Origin of the sequence: Streptomyces sp. NPDC001744 (genome assembly GCF_042892575.1) — a bacterium.
Taxonomy (GTDB): Bacteria; Actinomycetota; Actinomycetes; order Streptomycetales; family Streptomycetaceae; genus Streptomyces.
In genome coordinates this window covers 210,525-233,679 of record NZ_JBIAUG010000007.1, presented here as the reverse complement: position 1 = coordinate 233,679, position 23,155 = coordinate 210,525, and the positions used below count along the sequence as shown (strand labels likewise).

General features: G+C 74.4%; 20 protein-coding genes and 1 pseudogene. 9 read left to right on the top strand and 12 right to left on the bottom strand.

The features are described 5' to 3' along the window. Positions 1 to 268 precede the first annotated feature (268 nt). The 3 genes from ACFYZY_RS11675 to ACFYZY_RS11665 all read left to right on the top strand — a co-directional run bounded on the left by ACFYZY_RS11675 (position 269) and on the right by ACFYZY_RS11665 (position 4,075). Positions 269 to 1,723, top strand: coding sequence for an MFS transporter (locus ACFYZY_RS11675; RefSeq protein ID WP_388692385.1), 1,455 nt, complete (start codon positions 269 to 271; stop codon positions 1,721 to 1,723). Positions 1,724 to 2,039: 316 nt separating this feature from the next. After that, positions 2,040 to 3,026, top strand: coding sequence for an alpha/beta fold hydrolase (locus tag ACFYZY_RS11670; RefSeq protein WP_388692383.1), 987 nt, complete (start codon positions 2,040 to 2,042; stop codon positions 3,024 to 3,026). A gap of 227 nt (positions 3,027 to 3,253) precedes the next feature. Next, positions 3,254 to 4,075: a DUF1963 domain-containing protein gene (locus ACFYZY_RS11665; protein ID WP_388692382.1), complete on the top strand. Its 822-nt coding sequence runs from the start codon at positions 3,254 to 3,256 to the stop codon at positions 4,073 to 4,075. A gap of 124 nt (positions 4,076 to 4,199) precedes the next feature. Here the strand turns inward: ACFYZY_RS11665 and ACFYZY_RS11660 are convergent. Continuing rightward, positions 4,200 to 5,075: pseudogene (locus ACFYZY_RS11660) on the bottom strand (alpha/beta fold hydrolase); the annotation flags it as partial. Positions 5,076 to 5,212: 137 nt separating this feature from the next. Here ACFYZY_RS11660 and ACFYZY_RS11655 point away from each other — a divergent pair. Next, positions 5,213 to 7,150, top strand: coding sequence for a BTAD domain-containing putative transcriptional regulator (locus ACFYZY_RS11655; RefSeq protein WP_388692381.1), 1,938 nt, complete (start codon positions 5,213 to 5,215; stop codon positions 7,148 to 7,150). Between the two features lie 542 nt (positions 7,151 to 7,692). Here ACFYZY_RS11655 and ACFYZY_RS11650 read toward each other — a convergent pair. Continuing rightward, complete coding sequence (locus ACFYZY_RS11650) at positions 7,693 to 8,355, bottom strand: response regulator (RefSeq protein ID WP_388692379.1); 663 nt, start codon at positions 8,353 to 8,355, stop codon at positions 7,693 to 7,695. Next, a complete protein-coding gene (locus ACFYZY_RS11645) occupies positions 8,352 to 9,476 on the bottom strand; it encodes a sensor histidine kinase (protein ID WP_388692378.1) in 1,125 nt (374 codons plus the stop codon). The genes ACFYZY_RS11650 and ACFYZY_RS11645 overlap by 4 nt, the downstream gene beginning before the upstream one ends. Positions 9,477 to 9,835: 359 nt before the next feature. Here ACFYZY_RS11645 and ACFYZY_RS11640 point away from each other — a divergent pair, with 359 nt between their 5' ends. Beyond that, positions 9,836 to 10,192 carry a DUF6223 family protein gene (locus tag ACFYZY_RS11640; RefSeq protein ID WP_388692376.1) on the top strand — a complete coding sequence of 119 codons (357 nt, stop codon included), beginning with the start codon at positions 9,836 to 9,838 and terminating at the stop codon, positions 10,190 to 10,192. A 414-nt stretch (positions 10,193 to 10,606) separates the two neighbouring features. Here ACFYZY_RS11640 and ACFYZY_RS11635 read toward each other — a convergent pair whose 3' ends face one another. Then, the gene (locus ACFYZY_RS11635; protein ID WP_388692374.1) at positions 10,607 to 13,063 is read right to left on the bottom strand and encodes an FtsX-like permease family protein; all 2,457 of its coding nucleotides are present in this window, start codon (positions 13,061 to 13,063) and stop codon (positions 10,607 to 10,609) included. Next, positions 13,057 to 13,794, bottom strand: a complete 738-nt coding sequence (locus tag ACFYZY_RS11630) for an ABC transporter ATP-binding protein (protein ID WP_388692372.1) — start codon at positions 13,792 to 13,794, stop codon at positions 13,057 to 13,059. The genes ACFYZY_RS11635 and ACFYZY_RS11630 overlap by 7 nt, the downstream gene beginning before the upstream one ends. 172 nt (positions 13,795 to 13,966) lie before the next feature. Here ACFYZY_RS11630 and ACFYZY_RS11625 point away from each other — a divergent pair, with 172 nt between their 5' ends. The 3 genes from ACFYZY_RS11625 to ACFYZY_RS11615 all read left to right on the top strand — a co-directional run bounded on the left by ACFYZY_RS11625 (position 13,967) and on the right by ACFYZY_RS11615 (position 16,529). Continuing rightward, a complete protein-coding gene (locus tag ACFYZY_RS11625) occupies positions 13,967 to 15,265 on the top strand; it encodes a sensor histidine kinase (RefSeq protein ID WP_388692370.1) in 1,299 nt (432 codons plus the stop codon). Then, positions 15,265 to 15,897, top strand: coding sequence for a LuxR C-terminal-related transcriptional regulator (locus tag ACFYZY_RS11620; protein ID WP_388692369.1), 633 nt, complete (start codon positions 15,265 to 15,267; stop codon positions 15,895 to 15,897). The genes ACFYZY_RS11625 and ACFYZY_RS11620 overlap by 1 nt, the downstream gene beginning before the upstream one ends. Positions 15,898 to 16,118: 221 nt before the next feature. Continuing rightward, a complete protein-coding gene (locus ACFYZY_RS11615) occupies positions 16,119 to 16,529 on the top strand; it encodes an ATP-binding protein (protein WP_388692476.1) in 411 nt (136 codons plus the stop codon). Between the two features lie 321 nt (positions 16,530 to 16,850). Here the strand turns inward: ACFYZY_RS11615 and ACFYZY_RS11610 are convergent, their stop codons facing one another. From ACFYZY_RS11610 to ACFYZY_RS11600, 3 genes are all read right to left on the bottom strand, one after another. Continuing rightward, positions 16,851 to 17,024, bottom strand: a complete 174-nt coding sequence (locus ACFYZY_RS11610) for a CsbD family protein (RefSeq protein ID WP_388692368.1) — start codon at positions 17,022 to 17,024, stop codon at positions 16,851 to 16,853. 392 nt (positions 17,025 to 17,416) lie between these two features. Continuing rightward, positions 17,417 to 17,686 carry a GlsB/YeaQ/YmgE family stress response membrane protein gene (locus ACFYZY_RS11605; protein WP_388692366.1) on the bottom strand — a complete coding sequence of 90 codons (270 nt, stop codon included), beginning with the start codon at positions 17,684 to 17,686 and terminating at the stop codon, positions 17,417 to 17,419. A gap of 65 nt (positions 17,687 to 17,751) precedes the next feature. Beyond that, a complete protein-coding gene (locus tag ACFYZY_RS11600; RefSeq protein ID WP_388692364.1) occupies positions 17,752 to 17,907 on the bottom strand; it encodes a hypothetical protein in 156 nt (51 codons plus the stop codon). 661 nt (positions 17,908 to 18,568) lie between these two features. Between ACFYZY_RS11600 and ACFYZY_RS11595 the strand changes: the two genes are divergently transcribed. After that, complete coding sequence (locus tag ACFYZY_RS11595) at positions 18,569 to 19,768, top strand: oxygenase MpaB family protein (protein ID WP_388692362.1); 1,200 nt, start codon at positions 18,569 to 18,571, stop codon at positions 19,766 to 19,768. A gap of 46 nt (positions 19,769 to 19,814) precedes the next feature. On the opposite strand, the gene ACFYZY_RS11590 is transcribed toward ACFYZY_RS11595, so the two are convergent. From ACFYZY_RS11590 to ACFYZY_RS11575, 4 genes are all read right to left on the bottom strand, one after another. Then, a complete protein-coding gene (locus ACFYZY_RS11590) occupies positions 19,815 to 20,993 on the bottom strand; it encodes a TetR/AcrR family transcriptional regulator (protein ID WP_388692360.1) in 1,179 nt (392 codons plus the stop codon). A gap of 39 nt (positions 20,994 to 21,032) precedes the next feature. Further along, positions 21,033 to 21,566 (bottom strand): DUF4334 domain-containing protein, encoded by a 534-nt coding sequence (locus ACFYZY_RS11585; RefSeq protein ID WP_388692358.1) that lies wholly within the window; start codon positions 21,564 to 21,566, stop codon positions 21,033 to 21,035. A gap of 139 nt (positions 21,567 to 21,705) precedes the next feature. Further along, on the bottom strand, positions 21,706 to 22,647 hold the full coding sequence (locus ACFYZY_RS11580) for an oxygenase MpaB family protein (protein ID WP_388692356.1): 942 nt from the start codon (positions 22,645 to 22,647) through the stop codon (positions 21,706 to 21,708). A gap of 88 nt (positions 22,648 to 22,735) precedes the next feature. Continuing rightward, positions 22,736 to 22,999 carry a hypothetical protein gene (locus ACFYZY_RS11575; protein ID WP_388692354.1) on the bottom strand — a complete coding sequence of 88 codons (264 nt, stop codon included), beginning with the start codon at positions 22,997 to 22,999 and terminating at the stop codon, positions 22,736 to 22,738. Positions 23,000 to 23,155: the final 156 nt, after the last annotated feature.

Here is a 23,155-nt window from a genome sequence, read left to right as displayed (position 1 = left end):
CCCTTCCGGGGCGGCCCCCGGCCCGCGTCGCCCCGTCGTCCGCGTCGGCGGGCCCGGGGGGGAAGAAGTCCGCCGGCCGCCGGGACGCTGGGCCGGCCGGGTGAGCCGGCGCCCGGGACGGCCGCGCGCATCCACGGACGGATGGGGCAAAGAAGAGGAATCGGGAACCCATACGCCGGGTACCCGGCTCTCCGCAGGCCGGGGAGGCGCACCAGGCCCGTGTCGCGCGCCGTCCCCCGGGCCGTACCCGAAGGAACGAGGAGCACACGTGGCCCAGGAGAAATCGGCTCAGGCCGCGCCCCAGCAGCGGGAGGAGGGGGACCCGAACCGGTGGAAGGCGCTCGCCGTCTGTCTCGTGGCGGGGTTCATGACCCTGCTCGACGTGTCGATCGTGAACGTCGCGCTGCCCTCCATCCGCACCGGACTCGACACCCCCGAGTCGGACCTGCAGTGGGTGCTCTCCGGGTACGCGCTCGCCTTCGGGCTCCTCCTCATCCCGGCCGGACGGCTGGGCGACGCGCGCGGCAGGCGCAGCGTCTTCATGGCGGGACTCGCGCTGTTCACGCTCGCCTCGGCCTCCTGCGGAGCGGCGCAGACGAGCCTGTGGCTGGTGATCTCGCGGCTGGTGCAGGGAATGGCGGGCGGCCTCCTCTCCCCCCAGATCTCCGCCCTCATCCAGCAGATGTTCCAGGGCCGCGAGCGCGGCAGGGCCTTCGGCGTGTTCGGCACCGTCGTCGGCATCTCCACGGCGGTCGGCCCCCTCCTCGGCGGGCTGCTGATCCAGACGGCGGGCGCCGAGGAGGGCTGGCGCTGGGTCTTCTACGTCAACCTCCCGATCGGGATCGTGTGCCTGTTCCTCGCCCGGCGGCTGCTGCCCGACACGCCGGACGCCAAGCCGGTGCGCCTGCGCCGCCTCGACCCGGTCGGCGTCCTGCTCCTCGGGACCGCCGTGCTCGCCCTGCTGCTGCCCTTCGTCCAGTCGCAGCAGTGGCACGGGAACGCGAAGTACCTGCTCGTCCTCGTCGCCGCCGCGCTGCTCGCGGTCTTCGCCGGATGGGAACGCCGCTGCGCGCGGTCGGGCGCCGAACCCCTCATCGACCTGGACCTCCTCCGCGTCCGGTCCTACTGGCTCGGCTCCCTGCTGATCCTGCTGTACTTCGCCGGCTTCACCTCGATCTTCTTCGTCAGCACGCTCTACCTCCAGAGCGGACTGCACTACACCGCGCTCCAGGCCGGACTCGCCATCACCCCCTTCGCCGTGGGATCGGGCGTCTCGGCCGGGATCGGCGGCCGGCTCGTGGACCGCTTCGGCCGGCCGCTCGTGGTCCTCGGCCTGACGATGGTGGCGCTCGGCCTCGCCGGGACGGCGTTCGCGGTGCACCAGGTGCCCGGCAGGGGCGCGGGCTGGGCGATGCTGGCCCCGCTGCTGCTCGCGGGGCTCGGCAGCGGCCTGGTGATCGCCCCGAACCAGACCCTCACCCTCTCCGAGGTGCCGGTACGCCGCGCGGGCAGCGCGGGCGGCACCCTGCAGACCGGCCAGCGGGTCGGTTCGGCGATCGGCATCGCCGCGGTCGGCTCGGTCTTCTTCGCCCAGGTCACCGAGGAGGGCTGGGCCACCGCCTACGACCACGGCCTCCTCGTCTCGATCGCCTTCGTCGTGGCCGCGCTCGTGGTCGCCGTCGCCGACGTGGTGGCGGGACGGCGGTCCGCCGCGCGCGGCTGAGCCGGGCGCGGGGCGGGGCGGGACCGCCGTGTCGTCGCGGAAGCCCGGCGGCACCGCGGCGCGCGGCCAGGTCGCGGGGGCGGGTGCCGTGCCGGTTCGCCCGGGAGCCGCCGTACTCCTTCGGCCACCGCGACGCGACGGCACCTCCGGGACGGGCACGCGCCGGCCGCCGCCTTCCCCGCCCCTCCTCCCCGGTGCCGCTCCACCGTCCCGTTCCCCGAAGTTGCCAGGACGGCAAGGACGATCGCGCCGGACGGGTACGCCACCGCATGATCGGTGGGCAGCCGCGCCCCCCCCGCGAACCGAGGAGAAACCCGTGCGACCCGAGCCGACCGCCGGACTCCGCCACCGCACCGTCGAGTCCCCGGCCGGGCGCCTGCACCTGGTCGAGCAGGGCACCGGCCCGCTGGTCCTGCTCGTGCACGGCTTCCCCGAGTCCTGGTACTCCTGGCGCCACCAGCTCCCGGCCCTCGCCGCGGCCGGCCACCGGGCGGTGGCGATCGACGTGCGCGGCTACGGCCGCTCCTCCAAGCCGGAGGCGACCGACGCCTACCGGATGCTCGACCTGGTGGAGGACAACCTCGCCGTCGTGCGCGCCCTAGGCGAGGAGAGCACGGTGGTCGTCGGCCACGACTGGGGCTCCAACATCGCCGCCGCCTCCGCCCTGCTCCACCCCGGGGTCTTCCGCGCCGTCGGCCTGCTGAGCGTCCCCTACGCGCCGCCCGGCGGTCCGCGCCCCACCGACGTCTTCGACCGGATCGGCGGCCCCGAGCAGGAGTTCTACGTGTCCTACTTCCAGGAGCCCGGTCGCGCCGAGGCGGAGATCGAGCCCGACGTCCGGGGCTGGCTCGCGGGCTTCTACGCGGCCCTGTCCGCCGACACCATGCCCGCCCCGCACGAGCCCGACCCCCACTTCGTCACCCGCGGCGGCCGGCTGCGCGACCGCTTCCCCGCGGGGGTCCTCCCGGGCTGGCTGAGCGAGGACGATCTGGACGTCTACGCCGGGGAGTTCGAGCGTACGGGGATCACCGGAGCACTCAACCGCTACCGCGCCGTGGACCGCGACTGGGAAGACCTCGCCCCGTACCGCGGGGCCCCGATCGAGCAGCCGTCCCTGTTCGCCGGCGGCGCCCTGGACGCCTCCACCACCTGGATGTCCGACGCCATCGACGCCTACCCCACCACCCTTCCCGGCCTGTCGGCCTCCCACCTCCTGGACGGCTGCGGCCACTGGATCCAGCAGGAGCGCCCCGACGAGGTCAACCGCCTGCTGACCGACTGGCTCGCCACCCTCCGGGACTGAGGCGGGCGGGCCGGGCGCGGTGCCGCGGCGGCCGTGCGGAGCTGCGGGGTACGGCGCGCGGGCCGGCCGGGGAGGGAGAACCGTACGGGCCCGCCGCCCGCGCCGGAGAGCCCGCCCGCGGCGGGGCCGGAGGGTGCGGGAGCAAGGGACGGGAGCGCCAAATCGCTGTGAAAACCGCCGGGTTGGCCCCCGCCGGTGCCCGTCCGCGAGCCCGTTAGGGTGGCCCGGTGACCGACACGAGCGTGGACAGAGCGAACCGTTTCCGGGCCGAGGCGGCCTCCGGGGGACTGCCCTCGGAGGAGGTGGAGGAATGGATACGCGGTGCCCTGCCGGCGGTGTACGTCGCGGAGGGCGGCGAGGGTCCCCTCGTGGCCCGGATCGGCGGTGACCCCCTGCTGCCGCACGGCGTGCCGAAGCCGTCCGACCCCTTCGTGGCCTCCGTCGACCTCGCGGTCCTCCCGCCGGACGCGACCGGCCTCCCGCTGCCCGCCGACGGCCACCTGCTCCTCTTCTCCGGGGTCGACGTGCACAGCGTCGGGGGACGGGTGTCCGACGCGGTGCTGTACGTCCCCGCGGGGACCCCGACAGCGCCGGACCCTCTCGCGCACACCCGGCGCGAGCCGTACCGCCCCCGTGCACTGCGTACGGTCTGGCACCAGCCGAGCGCGCGGATGCCGGAGAGTTTCGCTCTCGACAGGTGGGGCGACTTCCCCGAGGACGAGCAGTTCGAACTCGCCGACGAACTCGGCGACGCCTGGGCGCGCGGGGGCGGCCACCGCCCTCCCTGGAGCCTGCAGATCGGCGGCCACCCGGTCTCGCCCCAGAACGACCCCGTCCACTACGCCCGTGGTCCCGGGGAGACCGGTCCTGCCGGGCAGGACGGCGCGGCCCCCGGGGAGGGCTTCGGCGACTGGACTCTCCTGGCCACCTGGAGGTGCGGCGACGACGTCACGGAACTGGACTCCGGCGTCGCCCACTGGGTGATCCGCCGCCGGGACCTGGCGGCCCGGCGTTTCGACCGGGTCCACCGCTACATCGAAATGGCCTGACCGGGCGGGGTGAGAACGGCCGGCCCCGGCGGTGGCGGCGGCCGTACGGAGGGCGGGCCGGCCGGGCGCCGGGAACACGGCGCCCGCCCCCGGAAGGACGGCGCCCCTCTCGCGGCCGAACCTGGCGGAGCAGCAGGTCGCGGATCGCCCCCGTGATCTCGTCGGGCGCCTCCTCGGCCATGAAGTGCCCCGCTCCGGTCAGCCGGTGGTCCAGGTCCGGCGCCCACGCGCGCCAGAGCGCGGCGGCGTCGTAGCCCAGCCGCGCGCCCCAGTCCTGCTGGACGACCGTCACGGGCATGGCCAGCTGGGAACCGGCGTCCAGGTCCGCCTGGTCGTGGGCCGGGTCGATGTCCGCCGAGGCCCGGTAGTCCGCGACGATCGACGGCACGGCCGCGGCGCTCGCCCGCAGGTACGCGGCCCGGACCGGTTCCGGCACGGCCGCCGGGTCCCCGGCCCAGGCGTCGAGGAAGGAGCCGAAGAAGGCGTCCGCGCTGTTGGCGATCATCGTCTCCGGCAGACCCGGCGGCTGCGCCATGAGGAACAGGTGGTAGCCGACCGCCGCCGGGACACCGCGCAGGACGTTCCACATGTCCAGGGTCGGCACGACATCGAGGATGCCCAGGTGGGTGAGGGTCTCGGGGTGGTCGAGTCCGGCCCGGAAGGCGACCAGGGCGCCCCGGTCGTGGCCGACCAGGGCGAAGCGCTCGTGGCCGAGCGCCGCCGCCAGGGCGACGACATCGGCGGCCATGGCGCGCTTGGAGTACACCTCGGGGCCGGTGGCCGCCGGCTTGTCGCTGGCGCCGTAGCCGCGCAGGTCGGGACAGATCACCGTGTGCTCGCCGGCGAGCCGCTCGGCGACGTGCCGCCACATCAGGTGGGTCTGCGGAAAGCCGTGCAGCAGCACGACCGGGCTGCCGCCGCCGCCGACGGCGGCGGCCAGTTCCACCCCGTCGGCGCCGGGCAGGCGGACGTGGTCGAAACCGGGGATGGCGAGCGTCATGGAAGGCCCTTTCCTGGGGTCGGCGGACCGGCGGGAGCCGCGGTCCGGGAGCTGACGGGGTCAGCGTGGCCGACGGCGATCAGCGGCCGATCAGCACGCTTCGACGCGGGCGGCCCGCGGAACGGAGGATGGAGGGCATGCGAATCGACGTACTCGGTGCCGTGCGGGCCCTCCACGACGACGGCACCCCGGTCGACCTGGGCGGACCCCGCCACCGTGAGGTGCTCGCCCGGCTCGTCGCCGCCGGGGGACGGATGGTCGCCACCGACACCCTCGTGGACGACCTGTGGGCCGAGCCGCCGGCGCGCGCCGTGGGCGCGTTGCGCACGTTCGTCGCCGCGCTGCGCCGTGCCGTCGAACCCGAGCGGCCGCCCCGCACGCCGCCGCGCGTCCTCGTCACGGAAGGCCCCGGCTACGCGCTGCGCCTGCCGCGTGAGGACGTGGACGTCCACCGGTTCGAGGACGCCCTGGCCCGCGCCCGGCGTACCCCCGAGGCGCTGGCCGGCCTCGACGCGGCCCTCGCGTCCTGGCGCGGCCCCGCCTATGCCGACGTGACCGGCTCCGCGTGGGCCCGGCGCGAACAGGCCCGGCTGGAGGAGCTGAGGCTGGAGGGGGTGGAACTGCGCGCCCGCCTCCTCCTCGACTCCGGTTCGGGAGCCGAGCTGGTCGCCGAACTGGGCGCCCACGTCACCGAACGCCCCTGGCGCGAGCCGGCCTGGGGACTGCTGGCCCGCGCACTGCACCGGGCGGGCCGCCGGGCGGACGCGCTGGCCACCCTGCGCCGCGCCCGCACGATGCTCGCGGACCAGCTCGGGCTCGATCCGGGGGCCGGCCTCCGGCGCCTGGAGACGGACATCCTCCGCGGAGCCACGACACTCCAGCACGCGCGCACCGTCTGGACCGCGGGCGTACGACTCGGCCCCCGCACCACCGTGGAACTGGCGCGCACCCTGGCCCTGGCGGGGGGCGACGCCCTCGTCCACTCGCGGAGCGACCGTCTCGCCGCCGTCCGGGCGGCGGAGCGCACCGGGGACGCCGCCCTGACCGCCCGCGTCATCGGCGCCTACGACGTGCCCGCCCTCTGGAGCCGGGCCGACGACCCCGAGCAGTCCCGCGCCGTCGTCGCGGCGACCGAGCGTACGCTCACCGCGCTCGGCGCGGACGGCCCCGCCGAACTGCGTGCCCGCCTGCTGGCCACCGTCGCGGTCGAGAGCCGCGGCGCCGGTCTGTCCGCCGCCGAACGGAGGCGCGCCGAACAGGCGGCGCGCGAGGCCGTGGCGCTGGCCCGGGAGCTGGGCGATCCCGCCCTGCTGGTGTTCGCCCTCAACGGCGTGTTCCTCCAGTCCTTCACCCGGCCCGGACTCGCGGCGGCACGGGACGCGATCGGCTCCGAGATCCTCGCCCTGGCCACCCGGCACGAGCTGCCGGACTTCGTCGTGCTCGGCCGTCTCGTCCGCCTGCAATCCGCTTCCGCCGCCGGCGACCTGGACGCCGCGACCGCGCACGCGGAGGCCGCCGAACGGCTCGCCGTCAGCACCGAGGCGTCCCTCGTCCCCGTCCTCACCGGCTGGTTCCGGGCGCGGGCCACGGCCGCCCGCAGTACCGGACCGGGCGGGCCGTCCGCCGCCACGGCCGCGGCGCACTACCGCGCCGCCGAGGACGCCCTCGCCGGGACAGGGGGCATGCCGGGGCTGCACCGGGGCCTGTTCGCCCTCGCCCTCCTGGGCCTTCGCCTGCTGCACGACCGTCCCGCGCCCACCGGTCCCGCCCTCGACTGGGGCCCGTACCGCCCCTGGGCACACCCGCTGGTACTGCTCGCCCGGGACCGGGTCGAGCAGGCCCGCGCCGCCCTGATCGCGGCGCCCGAACCGCCCCTCGACCACATGCAGGAGGCCCTCTGGTGCCTGACCGCCCACGCCGCCGCCCGTCTCGGCGAGCGCCCGGTCGCCGCCCGCGCGGCGACGGCCCTGCGCCCCGCCCGCGCCGAACACGCGGGCGGGGCGAGCGGGCTGCTGACGCTGGGGCCGGTGGCGCGGTACCTGGCGGAGGCGGAGGCGTGCGCCGGCGAGGGGTGACCGGCGTCGTCCACGACCCCATTCCCCACCGGCTCACCCCCTCGGCCGGACAACACGGCTTCCGGCCCGGCCCGTCCGGCGTCTCGCGGACCGACTCGCGCACCCGCTCGGCGGCGCCGCCGTCCCGCTGCTCGCCGGCCCCGGTGGCGGCGGACCGGGTGGTGAACTGCTCGACAAGAGGCACGAGTTCCTGGGGAAGGACCTCGCGGACGGCCTGGCGTACGGACTCCTGCGACAGCGCGGCCGCCTCCGGCGTGCTCCCGGCCGCCGGGTCCTTTCCGGCCGGCCGTCCTCGGGTCCCCGCGCCCCGGTCGCGCCGACGCTCTCCGGCCCGGACTTCCGGCCTTCGGTGGTCCCCGGCCCGCATGCGGACACCGGCGCGGAAGGGGCACGAGCACGCCGGCCTTCTCCCGAGCCGCGCCCGACGACCCGTACGTCTCCTCGTCCGAAGGAGGACGGACGGGAACCGAGGGGGGTCGGACCGTGAGGTTTCGGGCGACGAGGCACCGTGACGCACCGGCACGATCCACGGTGTACGGGGGTCAGGAACCGCGCGGAGTCACCAGGCCGGATTCGTAGGCGAGGACCACGAGCTGGGCGCGGTCGCGGGCGTGGAGCTTGGCCATGGCCCGGTTGATGTGGGTCTTGGCGGTCGCCGGGCTGATGACCAGGCGACCGGCGATCTCGTCGTTGGACAGACCGTGCGCGGCCAGGGCGACCGCCTCGCGTTCGCGGCCGGTCAGTCCCTCCAGCCCCCTGCCGACGCGGGCGGGCGGCGGCTGGGTGACGTACCGGTCGATGAGCTTGCGGGTGATGGCGGGTGCGAGCAGGGCGTCACCGCGGGCGGCGACGCGTACGGCGTGCAGGAAGTCCTCCGGCAGGATGTCCTTGACCAGGAAACCGGCGGCGCCGGCCCGCAGCGCGTCGAAGACGTACTCGTCCATGCCGTAGTTGGTCAGCACGACGACGTGCACGCCGGCCAGGGCCGGGTCCGCGGCGATGCGCCGCGTCGCTTCGATGCCGTCCATCACGGGCATCCGGATGTCGATGAGGACGACGTCGGGCAGCCGCTCCCCGAGGAGCGCGAGGCACTCCTGGCCGTCGGCGGCCTCGGCCACCACCTCGATGTCGTCCTCGAGGTCCAGCAGCGCGCGGAAGCCGCTGCGGATGAGCGGCTGGTCATCGACCAGCAGGACCCGGATCACGCGGCTCCGTTCGTGGGAAGTTCGGCCTGGACGGTGAAGCCGCCCGCGCCGCACGGCCCGGTGCGCAGACGGCCGCCCAGGGCCGTGACGCGTTCGCGCATGCCGAGCAGCCCGAGACCGGGCGTCGGGGCGGGGAGCGAACCGCTCTTTCCGTCGTCGACGCGGATCACGAGAGCGCCCGGCCGGTAGTCGACGAGCACGGAGACGCTGGTGGCCGCGGCGTGCCGGGCGACGTTGGTGAGCGACTCCTGAACGATCCGGTAAGCGGTGCGGCTCACCGCGGCCGGCACGGCGTGCGGACGCCCCCCGATCGTCAGCACCGTCTCCGGGCCGGTGACCCGGAACCGTTTCACCAGGGCGGGAATGTGGTCGAGTCCGTGCGGCGGGACGGTGTCGTCGTCGCGCAGCGCCTCGAGGGTCGCGCGCAGCTCCCGGCTCGCCTCCCGGGCGGCTTCCTGGATCGCGAGCAGGGCCTCCGGCACCTGTTCGCCGCGGCGCCGGGCCACGTGGACGGCGACCTCGGACTGCACCTTGACGACCGAGATCTGATGAGTGAGCGAGTCGTGCAGCTCCCGCGCGATGCGCAGCCGCTCCTCGTCGGCCCGGCGGCGCGCGGTCTCCTCGCGGGTGCGTTCCGCCCCGTCCGCCCGCCGCTCGGCCTGCCGCACCGCCTCCCCGGCGGCGAACGCGGCGATCAGCCAGGCCAGTTCGAGGGTGCTCCGGGCCTGTGCCACGACCTCGCGCGGGGCACCGTCGTGAAGGACCAGGGCCGTGAGGCGGAGCACGGCCAGCAGGCCCACGGAGACAGCCAGCGCGACGGCGCGGTGCCCGGCACGTACCGAGCCGTAGACCGCGACCAGGTAGGAGGCGGCGAGCACCTCGAACCCGGCTCCCAGGTACCCCACCGCGCACAGCCCGGTGACGGCCAGGACCACGAGCGGCGCCCGGCGGCGTGCGGCCAGCGCCAGCCCGCCGGCCGCCAGCAGCGCGGAGCCGAGCAGCTCGCGCCCCCCGGCCGGGTGCGGCCCGGACAGCCCGGTGCCCAGCAGCAGTGCCGCCACGCCCAGGGCGGTCGCCCAGTCGGTGACTCCGGCCGGGACAGCGAACCGTCCTTTGTCCATGGGCGCACCGTAGCCGGACGCGGTTGCGGGCGAATCCTGCTCGGGGACGAGCGGTGGGGGGGGCGCCCCGCCCGGGGGCGCCCCCCCCCCCCCCCCCCCCCCCCCCCCCCCGCCCCCCCCCCCCCCCCCCCCGCGCCGGGGGGGGGGGGGGGGCCCTTCCGGGGGGGGGCGCGGGGGGGCGGCCCCCGGCCCCGCCCCCCCCCCCCCGCCGCGTGCCGCCGCCGCGGTACCCGGATGCCCCGGCGGCGGCAGCGAGAAGCGCCCGCGTCCGCCGGACGACCGGCGGGGAGGACGGCACGCATGCTCTCCAGGGACGTCGACGTTCGGAAGCGGCGACGGCGAAGAAGGAGGAGAACGGCATGAGTACGTCAGCAGCACTGATGGCGGCCGCCGAGGGCGGGATCATCGGCGACGGGCGCACAGGGGCGAACCTGGCCCTCGCGGCGGGGGTGCTCGGGCTGGTCATCGGCCGGCCGGCCCTGGTCCGCGCCGGCCGCCGGACCGGCACCGGCAAGGCGCGCGCCGCCGGGGTGGCGGCCATCACGGCGGGAACGGTCGGCACGGTTCTCGCCGTGCTGCACCTGGTCACCGCCGACGGTGGTCCCGGCACCGGCAACGGACTCGTCGGCGCCGTCGTGGCGGTCCCGCTGGGGCTGGGCGCCGTGCTCCTCGGCCGCCGGACTCTGATCCGCTGCCGCCCCGCCGGACCGAACTGACGAAAGGACCGGCGCCACCGTCTGCCCCGAGCCGCACCACCGCGCCGCCCTGACCGCCTGGACCCCCTGAAGGGTCCCGGCCGGCGGTGCCCCCGCGGCCGCGCGGCGTTGTGGACGGCACGGGGCCGGCGGAGCGGGGGCGGCCCGGCGTCGAGGAGCGGGCCGACCGGATCGCGGAGGCGGAAGGCGAGCCGCGGGAACGCGCGCCCGGCCGCGGCTCCGCCCCCGCTCGGGGAGGCCGGGAGGCCGGGTCCGCCGGTGCGAACGACCCGCACGACCTTCCCGGTGCGAACGACCCGTACGACCTTCCCGGTCCGGGCCCGCCCTGCCGGGAGAGGACGGCCGGTGCCCCTCCGCCCCTCCGTCCGCCGTCCACGAGGTCCGCGTCCGGGCGGCCGGGCGTCGGCACAGCGGTCACTCGCGCGCGCCCGTCGGCTCCGTCGCCCCGCGGCGCAGGGAGAGACCGGCCGGAACGACCGCCGAGCCCACGGCGAGCACCGCGCAGGCGCCCAGAACCCCCGCGAGCGTTCCCCAGGGGATCTCGATCGACGTCCGCACCGAGAGCAGGCCCAGCGCGCCCCACATGCCCACCAGGTTGAACCCGGCGACCAGCGCTCCCAGCAGTCCGCCGACCACGACCACCGTCAGCGCCTCGGCGCTCACCAGCCGCAGCACCTGCCCTCTGGTGGCGCCGGCCAGCCGCAGCACGGCAAGCTCGCGGACGCGGTCGGAGGCCGCCATGACCATCGTGTTGGCCAGCGAGATGCCGGTGTAGAGGAGGGCGATCCCGAGGACCAGGAAGAAGCCCGCCCGGGTCGTCCGGCCGGTCTCGGGGTACACCGCCCGCACCCAGGCGTCCCCGGTGAGGACCTCCCCGCCCGAGGCCCGCACCGCCCGACGCAGATCGGCGGCCACGGTGCCCGCGTCGGCACCGTTCGCGACGCGTACGTCGACCCGGTCGACGGGCGCCGCGGGGGCGTTGCGCGGGGTGACGTAGACGCCGTTGTCGCCGGTGCCGACGGTCATGACCGCGGCGATCTCCAGGGACTTCCTCGTGCCGTCACCGAGCCACACGTCCACCCGCTCGCCCACGGTGTGCTTCTCCCACTCTCCGTTGACGATGATCGAGTCGTCGTTCAGGTCGCGCACCGTCCCCGCCGCGAGCGGGAGACGCGCCGTTGCCGCCAGCGGTCCCGGCTCGACGGCCCTCGCGTCGGACCTGATGAGCGCCACGCCGTCCTCCAGGACGTACACGGCGCTCGACGAGCTCGGCGAGATGTCGGCACCGGACACGGCCCGAAGCCGCCGCAGCGTCGCCCCGTCGAAGCCGGCGTCGCCCGGGGGAGTGACCACGAAGTCGGCGGCCGTCCGCTCGCGCACCTCGTCGGCCTTCGCCCCGTTGAGGGTGGCGGTGGCGCCGAGCAGCGAGCCCGCCAGCGCGACCGTGACCAGCACGGGCGCCGCGACGGCGGCGGTGCGGCGGACCCCGGCGGCGGCGTTCTCCCGCACCAGCATCCCCCCGGCGCCCGGCAGTTGGGCCGGCAGCCAGGCGATCGCCCGGGTCAGCGGCCGCACCAGCACCGGCGCGAGCAGCGCGACCGCGGTGATCAGCAGCATCGGGCGGCTCACATAGTTCTTGCGCTGCAGCAGGTCGCCCGGGTCCGTCACCAGCGCCAGGGCCAGTGTCACCACGGCGGTGATCAGCAGGGCGGCGCAGAACAGCCAACGGCCCCGGGTCATCGGCCGGGTGTCGACCGACGCCTCGCGCAGTGCCTCGGTGGGGCCGGTGCGCCCGGCCCGCCAGGACGCGGCCAGCACGCCGCAGAGGGCCATGAACAGGCCCGTCCAGAACGCCATGTGGTACGGCCAGGTGTAGTCGCCGATGGTGAACCAGCGGGGCGCGAGGCCCTCGTCGACCGCCCACCCGGCGAGCTCGGGCGCTCCGAGGGAACCGAGCGCACAGCCGGCGGCCGAGGCGAGCACGCCGACCGCGAGCGCCTCGTACACGACCATGCGGCGGACCTGTCCCGGGGTCGCACCGGCGGTGCGCAGCAGTCCGAACTCGCGGCGTCGCTGGGCCACCGCGAACGCGAAGGTGGAGGCCACCACGAACACCGACACGAACCCGGTGACGCCGCCGGCCGTGCCGAACATGGCGTTCATCGCGGTGAGGGCCTCGGCGTCCCGGTCGGGGTCGGCGTCGGCGTACCGGCGCGCGTCCCCGGTGAGGACCTGGACGCCCTCGCTGCCGCGTACCGCCCCGCGCACGGCCGCCGCGTCGGCGTCGACCACCAACTGGAGGCTGCGCGGCGACAGTTCGGCGGCGCGGGTGCCGGTGTAGAACACGGCGTTCTCGAAGCCGAGCCCGGCCACGGTGCCGACGACGCGCACCGTGCCGCCGTCGGTCCGCAACCGGGTGCCCGGACGGGCCCAGTCACCGCTGACGACGACCTCGTCCGCGGCCCGGGGCGCGCGTCCCGCGTCGAGGCGGTACGGCGCGAAGGCCGCCGTGGGCCAGGGGTGGCCCACCAGATCGGGGGGCCCGCCCTCGGCCCGCACGGCGAACGACCGGTCCTCGACGACGGTCCCGAGGTTCCGCAGCTTCGCGACGACGCCGCCGGGCACGGCCCGCGGCCGCGCGAGCTTCTGGGTGCGGTCGCCGATCGGGGTGGACACATCCAGGGTGTCCCGGCCCTTGACGACGACCGGCGCGGCGGCGAACCGCTCGGGTCCCCGGTCGGGAGCGTCCAGCGAGGACGCCAGGGCCAGCCCCATCACGGCGATCAGGGCCACGCCCAGGGAGAGGGCGACGAAACCGCCGACGAAGGTGACCCAGCGCGTGCGCAGGGTCAGCAGCGTGGTGCTCAGCACGGTGCCACCTCGAGCCTGGTCATGCGCGCCGCGATGTCCTCGGCGGAGGCGCCGGTCAGCTCGCCGTTGACCCGGCCGTCGACGAGGAAGACGACGCGGTCGGCGTAGGAGGCGGCGACGGGGTCGTGGCTGACCATGATGATCGTCCCGCCGTCCCGGTCGACCATGCCGCGCAGCAGGGCCAGCACCTCGCGGCCGGTCCGCGAGTCGAGCGCGCCGGTCGGCTCGTCGCCGAAGAGCACGTCGGGGCGGGTGATCAGGGCGCGGGCCAGGGCGACCCGCTGCTGCTGGCCGCCGGACATCTCCGTCGGCCGGTGCCGGGCCCGGTCGCCGAGTCCGACCTGTTCGAGCACCTCGCGCACCTGTGCCCTCTTCGGGCGGCGGCCCGCCAGCCGCAGGGGCAGGGCCACGTTCTGCTCGGCGGTCAGCGAGGGCAGCAGGTTGAACGCCTGGAACACGAAGCCGATGCGCCGGCGGCGCAGCAGGGTCAGCCTGGTCTCGCTCAGCGTGGTCAGTTCGGTGTCGCCCACGGTGACCGAGCCCGACGTGGGCCGGTCCAGGCCCGCGGCGCACTGCAGCAGGGTCGACTTGCCGGACCCGGACGGGCCCATCACGGCGGTGAAGGTCCCCCTCGGGAAGGCGAGCGACACCTCGTCGAGGGCGGTGACGGACGTACTGCCCGAGCCGTACCGCCGACTCACGGAGCACAATCGGATGGCGTCGTTGGTCATGTGTCCCCCACCAGTACTTTCCCTCGGGCTTCGTCGGTGCCCCCACTCAACCCGTGGAGCCTCCCGTGACGCAGTACGGCCAGGACGAGACCTGGGGTAGGGCCAGGCATACCTCCGATACGGGCCCCGGGCCGATGGCGGGGGACCGGGGGAGCCCCTTACGGTCGTGCCCATGCACTCTCGGAATGTGTGGCAGGCCATGTCCCGGCCGGGCTTCCTGCTGTCGGCCTGGCCGTGGCGCTCCGCCGCGTACCTGCTGACCGGCGCGGTCACCGGCGTCGCCACCCTGGTGGGGATCGTGGTGACGGCCGCGGTCTGCGGTGTGCTCGTCTTCGTCCTGGTGGGGCTGCCGCTGCTCGTCCTGGTCGCCCTCGGCGGGATCCCGGTGGCCGAGATGGAGCGGCGCAGACTGCGCCTGGTCCACCGCGACCCGGTCTCCGGCCCCCACCAGGTGCCGGCCGCGCCGGGACTGCGGGCCTGGCTGACCACCCGGCTGCGCGAGCAGGCGACCTGGCGGGAGTTCGGCTACACGCTGTTGTTCGCCGGGCTGCTGTGGCCGGTCGACGCCCTGGCGATCACGGTCGCCCTGCTCTGTCCGCTGTCCGTGGTCTCCACCCCGCTGCTGATGGCCACGGTCGGCGACGGCCACGAGGCGAAGGTGCTCAAGCAGTGGACGGTCACCACCTGGCCGGCCGCGTTCGGCGTCGCCGTTCTGGGCCTGCTCCTGATGATCCTCTGCGGGTACGTGCTCGGCGTCACGGCGGGCGCCCGCGCCGAGCTGGCCCGGCTGCTGATCGCCTCCCGCGAGGGAGAGCTCGGCGCCAAGGTGGTCGAACTGGCCCGCTCCCGCGTCCGGTTGGTCGAGGCGTTCGAGGCCGAGCGGCGCCGCATCGAGCGCGATCTGCACGACGGCGCCCAACAGCGCCTCGTGGCCCTGACGATGGCCCTCGGACTGGCCCGCCTCGACACCCCGCCCGGTCCGCTCGCCGACCACCTCGCCAAGGCCCAGGAGGAAGCGGGCCGGGCGCTCGCGGAACTGCGCGAGCTCATCCACGGTATCCACCCCAAGGTCCTCACGGACTACGGTCTTCACACCGCGGTCGCCGATGCCGCCGACCGCTGCGCGATCGACGTCGACGTCGACCTGGAACTGCCGGGCCGGCCGGCCCGGGCCGTCGAGTCCGCCGCGTACTTCGTGGTCTGCGAGGCGCTGGCGAACGTCGCCAAACACAGCGGGGCCGACCGTGCGCGGGTGAGCGGCGGTCATCGCGACGGACGCCTGTTCCTCGAAGTGCGGGACGACGGCCGCGGCGGCGCGGACGCCGCGGACGGCAGCGGCCTCACCGGTCTCGCGGACCGGGTGTCCGTCCTGGATGGCAGACTCGCCCTGACCAGTCCGCCGGGCGGACCGACTCTGTTGCGTGTGGAGTTTCCTTGCGAGCTGACCGAAACGGCCGATCGCTCCGCGTAGTGCTGGCCGAAGACAGCGTGCTGCTGCGGGAAGGGCTCATCGGCCTGCTCGGCCGCTGCGGCCACGAGGTGGTGTCGGCCGTCGGGGACGCGCGGGCACTGGTCGCGGCGGTCGAGGAGCACGCCCCCGACATCGTGATGACGGACGTACGCATGCCGCCCGGTTTCCAGGACGAGGGCCTGCACGCGGCAGTGTGGCTGCGCGCGAAGCGTCCCACCCTCCCGGTCCTGGTCCTCAGCCAGTACGTGCAGCGCACGTACGCCGCCGAACTCCTGGACTCCGGCGACGGATCGGGCGTCGGCTATCTGCTCAAGGACCGAGTGGGCCAGGTCGAGGAATTCGTGGAGGCGCTGCACAAGGTGGCGGACGGCGGAACGGTGGTCGACCCCGAGGTGGTGCGCCGGCTGCTGCGCCGCCGCCGCGATCCACTGGAGCGCCTCACCCCGCGCGAACGCGAGGTGCTGGCACTGATCGCCGAAGGCAAGTCCAACGGCGCGATCGCCAAGAAGCTGGTGGTGTCCGAAGCCGCCATCGGCAAGCACATCAGCAACATCCTCACCAAGCTGGACCTGCCCCCGGCGGACGAGACCCACCGCAGGGTCCTGGCCGTCCTCACCTACCTGCGGGCATGAACCGCCGGGGACACCGGGCCTTCCGTGCCCGGCTGCCGAGCAGGCCGAGCGGCGCGGCTCCGAACGCGGCGGTCACCACGGCTTCGGCGGCGTGATCGATCTGTCCCGATTCAAGGATCATTCGGTCGGGTAGCCGCGCTGCGTGAGCGAGAAGGAGGACGGATCCAGTGGAACGTGATACCGGTGGTGAAAGCGGTGCCCAGCCTCCGGCGGAGGAGGGCCTGGTGTGTGCCGACTACACGCTGGAGGGAGGGGGCAGCCGCATCGCGGCCGCCCGTCGCCATGCCGCGGCCTTCCCGGAGAGGATCCGCACCGAGTACGGCCTGCCGGTGTCGCAGCGTGTGCGGGACCTGACCGAGCTGGTCGTCGGCGAACTGGTCACCAACGCCCACAAGTACGCCCTGGGGCCCGTCCTGATGCAGCTGCGCATCGGCGCCGGCGGTGTGGACGTCGTGGTGTGGGACAGCAACCCGGCCGTTCCGGTGGTTCGCGCCGCCGACCCCGGCAGGGTGGGCCAGCACGGCCTGGAGATCATCAAGAAGGTCGCCGAGAAGCTGTCCGTCGAGCGGGAACCGGCCGGCAAGCGCATCACCGCCCGCCTCGCCCTGCTCGACGCGCCCGGCGCGGCATAGAGATCCGCCCTGCCCGATTCGTTTTTCCACGGCTCCGGCGCACGGTCGGGCATCCGCGCGAACAGCGACGAAGCGGCGCCGGGCAGGGTCGGCAGGAATGCGAACAGCGCAGCAGGGTCGCCGGGGCGGGATGCCCGGCCTGCCGGGGGACGGCCCGGGGACGGACGGCGCGGATCACGCCCCGCTGGACGCCGTGGAAGACGAGCGCGGTGGCCGGGGGCGACAGACACGTACGGGGCGGAACGGTTTCGGTGGGGACCTCGACGAGCGCGCAGAAGGCCCCCACCCGGGGAGAGAGGGTGGGGGCTCGTCCTGCACGGCTCAGTCGGTGAGCGCGTCCTTGATCTTCTCCTTGGCCTCACGGGCGTCGCCCTTGGCCTGGTCGGCGCGGCCCTCCGCGGTCAGCCGCTCGTTGCCGACCGCCCTGCCCGCCGTCTCCTCGACCTTGCCCTTGGCCTGCTCGGCCTTCGCCTGAACCTTCTCGTCCCCGGCCATGACATCCACCTTTCGCTTCGCGGAATCCCCTTCCCGCCGTCCGCCTTGCCGCCCGCCGCTCCGGCAAACCTCCGTGCGCACGGCGACCGCACCACTTGAACGAGGGGAGGCCGACGCGTTCCCCGCCCGTCGGACGTTCGCGGTGCCGGCCCGCCGAGGCAGGGGCAGGGAAAAGCCGACACCAACCGGAGCGGGTCGCGCTCGGCGAGGTGGCGGCCCATGGGCGGGAACGGCCGTCGTTTCCTCGTCGGGCGCGCCCGGAGTGCCGAACAGGGCGGCAATCCGGCCCCCTCCACGACCGGGGAGAAGAGGGCCCGGGCACGGCGAACGGCTCCGTCCCGGGATGAAGGGACGGAGCCGTTTCACAGGTGGTGCGGTTTTCGAGGGACCACTCAGGCGTGTCGTCGGTTGCCGGTGACGAGGCGGTAGAGGGCCAGGAGGATGACGGAGCCGATGATGGCCGCGATCCAGGTGGAGAGGTCGAAGAAGCCGTCGATGGAGTCGACGCCGAAGATGACCTTGCCGAGGAAGCCGCCCAGCAGGCCGCCGGCGATGCCGATCAGGATGGTGATGATGACGCCGCCGGGGTCCTTGCCCGGCATGATCGCCTTCGCGATGAAACCGGCGATGAGGCCGATGAGAATCCACGCGATGATGCCCATGATGCGTCTCCTACCTGCTCGTATAAAGCCTGTGTCAAGAGAGCGTCTGCGCGATCGGAAGGCTTTCAAACCTGCCGTTCCCCACTGTTTGTGTACATGCCGACGGAGCAGGCGGTCGTCGCCGTCAGCTCGGTTCCACCGCCGCGCACGTGCGCCGTCAACTGCTCGGGGGCCTCCCGGGCGGTGTCCAGCGGGACGCTCCGGAGGGCGTCGTCGCTCATGTCGTCTGCTCACGCCGATTCGAAGGAGGCCGTGCCGCGGGCGGCGCTCCGCTCGCGGGTCCACGCGAAGGAGCCGAACCGTCGGGCAGGGGGGAGGGGGTCGGCCGGCTCGCACCGTCGGGAGCCGTCAGTACGGCGGCCCGGCGATCTTGTCCGTGGCTTGTCGTCCGTGTGTCCACGAGCGCAGGCCCGAGCGCCGGCCCGAGCGCCGCCCCGGAAGGGCGGCCCGGAAGGGCGGACCGGTTCCCCTTCCGCGCTCCCGATCCACCGCACCCGCCGTCACGTCTTCCTTGCCCGGGCGTGCCGGTACGGCTCCACGAACCGATCGCCTTCGGGCGGCTCGCCTCCCACGGGCCCGGCGTCCGGCTCGTCCGCCACCCGTGTGACGTCACCGGCCTCGAACTCGGTCCGGTGTTCCGCCGGGAGCTTGGCGCGCTGCTGCCGCGGCGCCCTGTCGCCGCGCTGATGCGAGCCGGGCAGCGGTGTGGCGCAGCCCGGTCAGGGAGGGCGTGTCACACCCATTGCCGACGGAGGGGTGCATCGCTATGTTAATCGAAAATCACACCCGCGTGACGGGGGTCCACTGCGCGCGTGCTGCTCGAACGGCAAGTCCACCAAGGAACCTCGAACTGTCCGAGTCCTCAGGGAAGCAGGTAAGTCAATGGACAACCTCAGTAGGCGAAAGGCGCTGTCACTCGGTGTGGCCCTCGGCCTCGTGAGCGCGGCGAACCCCCTCCAGGCGTGGGCCGCGACGGGCTCGGCGGCCCCGGCCGCGACGGGCACCGGCCCCGAGTGGATCTGGGACGAGGCGGCGGACCCGCTGATGGTCTCGATGCTCGAACAGGGCAAGGTGCCGGGGATCAACACCGCCTGGGCGTCCTGGGTGAACAACGACGACCCGCTGCCCGTCGGCCTGCCGCCAGAGTTCGCCGCGTACCTGGGGCGGGTCAACAGGCTGCCCTCCTGGGCCGACCCGGCCAAGCTCGCCCGTGCCGCCGACTTCAACCGGCGCCGGGACACGTACCTCTTCATGCTGTACGGCCTCGGCAGCGGCATCATGAGCACCGTCATCCCCCGCGAGGCCAAGAGCGTCTACTGGTCCGCGGGCGGCGCTCACATGCAGGACCGCGCGGCCAAGACGTTCACCTTCGGTTACGACCTGGCGGAGCTGAACGCCTTCGAGCCGTCGGGGCAGTTCGTCGTCACGGCCAACAAGACGCGCGTGGTGCACGCCGCCGTGCGCCACCTGCTGCCGCAGTCGCCGCACTGGCGGGCGGTGGCCGACGAGACGATCCCGATCAGCGCCGCCGACATCCTCGTCACCTTCCACAGCCTGGGCACGTACGTGTACCGGAAGCTGCGGGACTGGCGGATCCCCTTCCCGGCCGCCGACCAGGAGGCGTTCCTGCACTCGTGGCAGGTCGCCATCCATCTGCTCGGCGTGCCCGTCGAGCACATCCCCCGGACCTGGGCGGAGGCGGAGCGGCAGTCGGCGCGGGTCCTCACCCCGATTCTCACTCCGTCGACCGAGGGCATCGCCCTGGCCGAGGAGCTGCTCGGCCTGACCGCCCAGATCGACCTGGGCGTCACCCGCGGCTTCCTCAACGAGTTCGTGCGGTACGTCCTCAGCGACGAGGTCGGCGACTGGCTGGGGCTGCGGCGCGACTACGCCGCGGCGGCGCTGGTCCGTGTCGCCTGGCCGGCCTTCATCCTCTTCCGCGAGGGGCTGTCGCCGATCATGCCGGCCGGCTTCTACATGCTCGACCAGTTCGTGCGGGCCCTGGCCATGCTCTTCCTCAACAAGGGCTCCTCGGGCAAGACGACCCCCATCACGATCCCCACGGGGAACAGGGCGGCCTGAGGCCGGCCCCCCGGGCTTCGGCCCTTTACCGCGTCCGGCCGGGTGCTCAGAGGCCCAGCGCCGCCATGGCCAGGCCGGTCGCGGCCGCCCGTTCGGCGGGGCCGTCCTTCCACCGCAGATGACGACCCGTCTCCACCACCACCCCGAACGCGGCGTGCGCCAGCGCCCTGGCCTGGCGCGAGTCCAGCTCCGGGCGGACCAGGCGCAACTGCTGCTCCCAGACGCCGACGTGCCGCCGCTGGGCGAGGACCAGGGGGCCCCGCAGCCCGTCGGGGAGGCCGGGGAGCTCGGCCTCGGCGACGCTGTTGAGGTCGGTGTACTCGAAGCTGTAGGCCACGTACGTCGCCGCCAGCGCGACGAGGGCCTCCTGCGGCTCCGCCACCCCCTGGAGGCTCCGCTCCACGCCCTGGGAGAGCAGCTCCGCCGCCTGGAGACACGCCGCGGCAAGGATGTCGATCTTCCCGGGGTAGTGGCGGTAGAGCGCGGACGGGGTCAGCCCCACCGCTTCCGCGATCTGTCCGTTCGTGACATTGGCGAACCCGTCCCGGGCGAACAGCGGGACGGAGGCCGCGAGGATCTCCTCGCGGCGTGTGCGAGGCACCGGCCGCACGGGCAGCGCCACAGCGGGCGCGTCGTGTCGTCCCGCAGCCGGGTCGGTCGCGGCCACGCGCAGCGCGGACGCCATCAGCAACTCCTCGGCCCGCCGGGGGGCGATGGAGGTGTGGTGCATCGTGATCGACCCGATCACACCGAGGGCCGCCGTGGCCCGCAGGCATCCGTCGGGCAGGGGGCGCTCGCGCTGCACGGCGGCGTCGACCCGTTCCACCAGGTGGTCGAACTTCACCGCGAGCCGTCGGCGGTCCTCGCGCTTGAGGTACCGCGCCTCCCACCGGTACACCCCTCCCGACGCGCGATGGGCGACGGTAATCCGGGCGGCTGCCCCGAGGACCTCCGCCAGGGGCGCTTCGGGCGCCACCTCCTCGAGCGCCTCCACCAGCCCGTCCACCATGACGTCGGCGCACTCCGCGAACAGCGCGTACTTGTTCGGGAAGTGCCGGTACAGCGCGGTCGCGGTGATGCCCACGCCGACGGCGACCTCCTCCATGGAGGAGGCGTGGTAGCCGCGCTCGCTGAAGACCCGCCCGGCCGCGTCGAGGATGAGCTGTCTGCGGTTACGCGGCCGGGTGGCCGGGACGGGGCGGGCGGAAGGGGTGGCGGGAACCATGCCGATCAGTGAATCACACGCCACCGGACGGCAGAGGGCCTACCGTCGTGCCCCCGTCCGCCCGTCGCCGTGCCCCGCGTCTCCGCCCCGGCCCTCGGGGTCCCGTTCGAGGAAGAAGTAGAAGAAGGGGCCCTCGGCCGGCACCCCCTTCGCGTTCATGATCCCCATCAGGGTGGTGTCGTCCACCCGCTTGAAGTGGTCGAGGACCGGCTGCCCGTCATAGAGCATCGTGGCCGTCGTCTCCCCCCGGAACTCGACGCTCCACAAGCTGGCCTCGCCCTTGCCGAGCGCGCGGTCGGAGTAGAACGCCCCCTCGGCGTCCCGGCAGATCAGCGGCTTGGCATCGTGCGGGGAGACAAACGTCTTGCCGTACCAACCGGCCTTCTCCAGCATGCCGTTCAGGGGATGGCCGGTGCGGAACTCGCCACCCCTCCACGCCCCGAGGATGTCCTCGGGGCGAACGGTGGCGAGTGCGGCCCAGACCGCGTCGAGTACGGCCGGGTCGATCGGACCGTCCTCCTCCCGCACCTCCTGGAGCTCTCGGAACCGGACGCGGGCCTCGTGCACGTCCATGCGGATGTCCTTTCGTCGGGGTCGCGGGGTGGAATCGGGGGTGTACGGAACGGGTGCGGTCGCGTGGAAGAAGCGGACTGCCCTCTGGAAGTGGCGAGTCGACGGTTCCCCATGTTCCACGTGTCCTGCGGAGGACCGGTCATCGGCGCTCCGTGCGGTCGGTGGACGGCGGCACGGGCGAGTCGGGGCCGGGAACCGGCCGCGGCGGTGCTTCGTCCGCGAGCGGCTCCGGCGCTCGGGAGTGTGCCCAGTGGGGGCCCAGGTCGTCGAGAGTCCAGCCGAAGGGGTAGGTGCGTGCCACAGGCTTGCGCGGCAGCCACTCCGGCCGGCCGGGGAGCAGGCGTATCAGCGCGGCCCGGACACGGAACGCGCGGTGGACCACGGCCCGCAGCGGGCGCGGTTGCGGCCGGAAGCCGAGCGCCTCCAGGAGCGGCTCGTCCAGGACGGCGAGCACGATCCGGGACGCCACCCGCCGCAGTGGTGCCGGGTACCAGGAGGCCATGATCCGCAAGGTCGCCGCCGCGACCCGGCGGTTGGCGGGGTCGTACGCGAACATCTCGTGCTCGTAGGCGTCGTGGAGGCGCTCGAAGGCGGCGTAGGTGTCGGGCACCCCGGGGATGTCCATCATCTCGCCCATCCGGTGCCCCACCAGCGCCAGACTCTCGGTCTCCTGCGGTGACAGCCGACGCCAGCCGTACCGGTCGATCCACCGTTTCGGTCCCACCACCGTGGTGGCCAGGACATAGAGGAAGTCCTCGTCGGGGATGCGGTAGCGGCCGTGGATGCGGTTCAGGTGACGGGCGGCCCTCCTGCCGTGCTCCGAGTCCATCCCTTCGCGGACCATTTCGTAGGCGAGCAGCACCGTGTCGTCGTACCGCTTCTGGCCGGCCCGTTCGAACTCCTGGGTGCGATCGAGGAGCCGGGAGATACGAGGGACGCCGTAGTCGCGGAGGAAGGCGACGGACGTCCCGTGGAGGTAGTCGCGGGGGAACTCGTACTGGGTGATCCACCGGAAGATCAGCTCGTGGTCCTGCCGGGGGTCCATCCGCCGGATGCGACGGAGTCGGCTGTAGCGGCCCATGGGTGGTCCCTCCTGTCGGCACCGCCGCCACCGGCGCGCGGTGCGAGTGGGTATGGCAAGGGGGCGTCGGAGAACAGCGGCCCGGCCGTCACGAGGGGAGAGCCGGGCTGGGGCCGGCCTCCTGGAGGGCCGGCGACCCGTGCTCGACGGACAGGCCCTGCCCGCCGCGCTCCTTCGGGACGTGCGGCGCGAGTGCGCCGGCCCTTCTCGCCGCTGCCCGCAGTCGGTCGCGTGTGGTCCGGTCGAGCCGCCGACCGGGGGCGGGTCCGGCGACGGCGACGACCTCGCGCACGAACCGGCGGGTCCGCGCGCGCGGCTCCGCCACGTCGGGGAAAAGGGGAAGAGACGTCACGTGCTCTCCTGCCGGGGTGCGTTCACGGGGGCGTTCAGTGGTCCGGCCACAGTGCGCTCACGGGGACGGATCCGAGGACCGAGGCCGACGGGGTGCGGAGGCGGCTCCCGGAGGACGGACGAGGGTCCCCGCGGCGCACGGTTCTGCGGGGTGGCG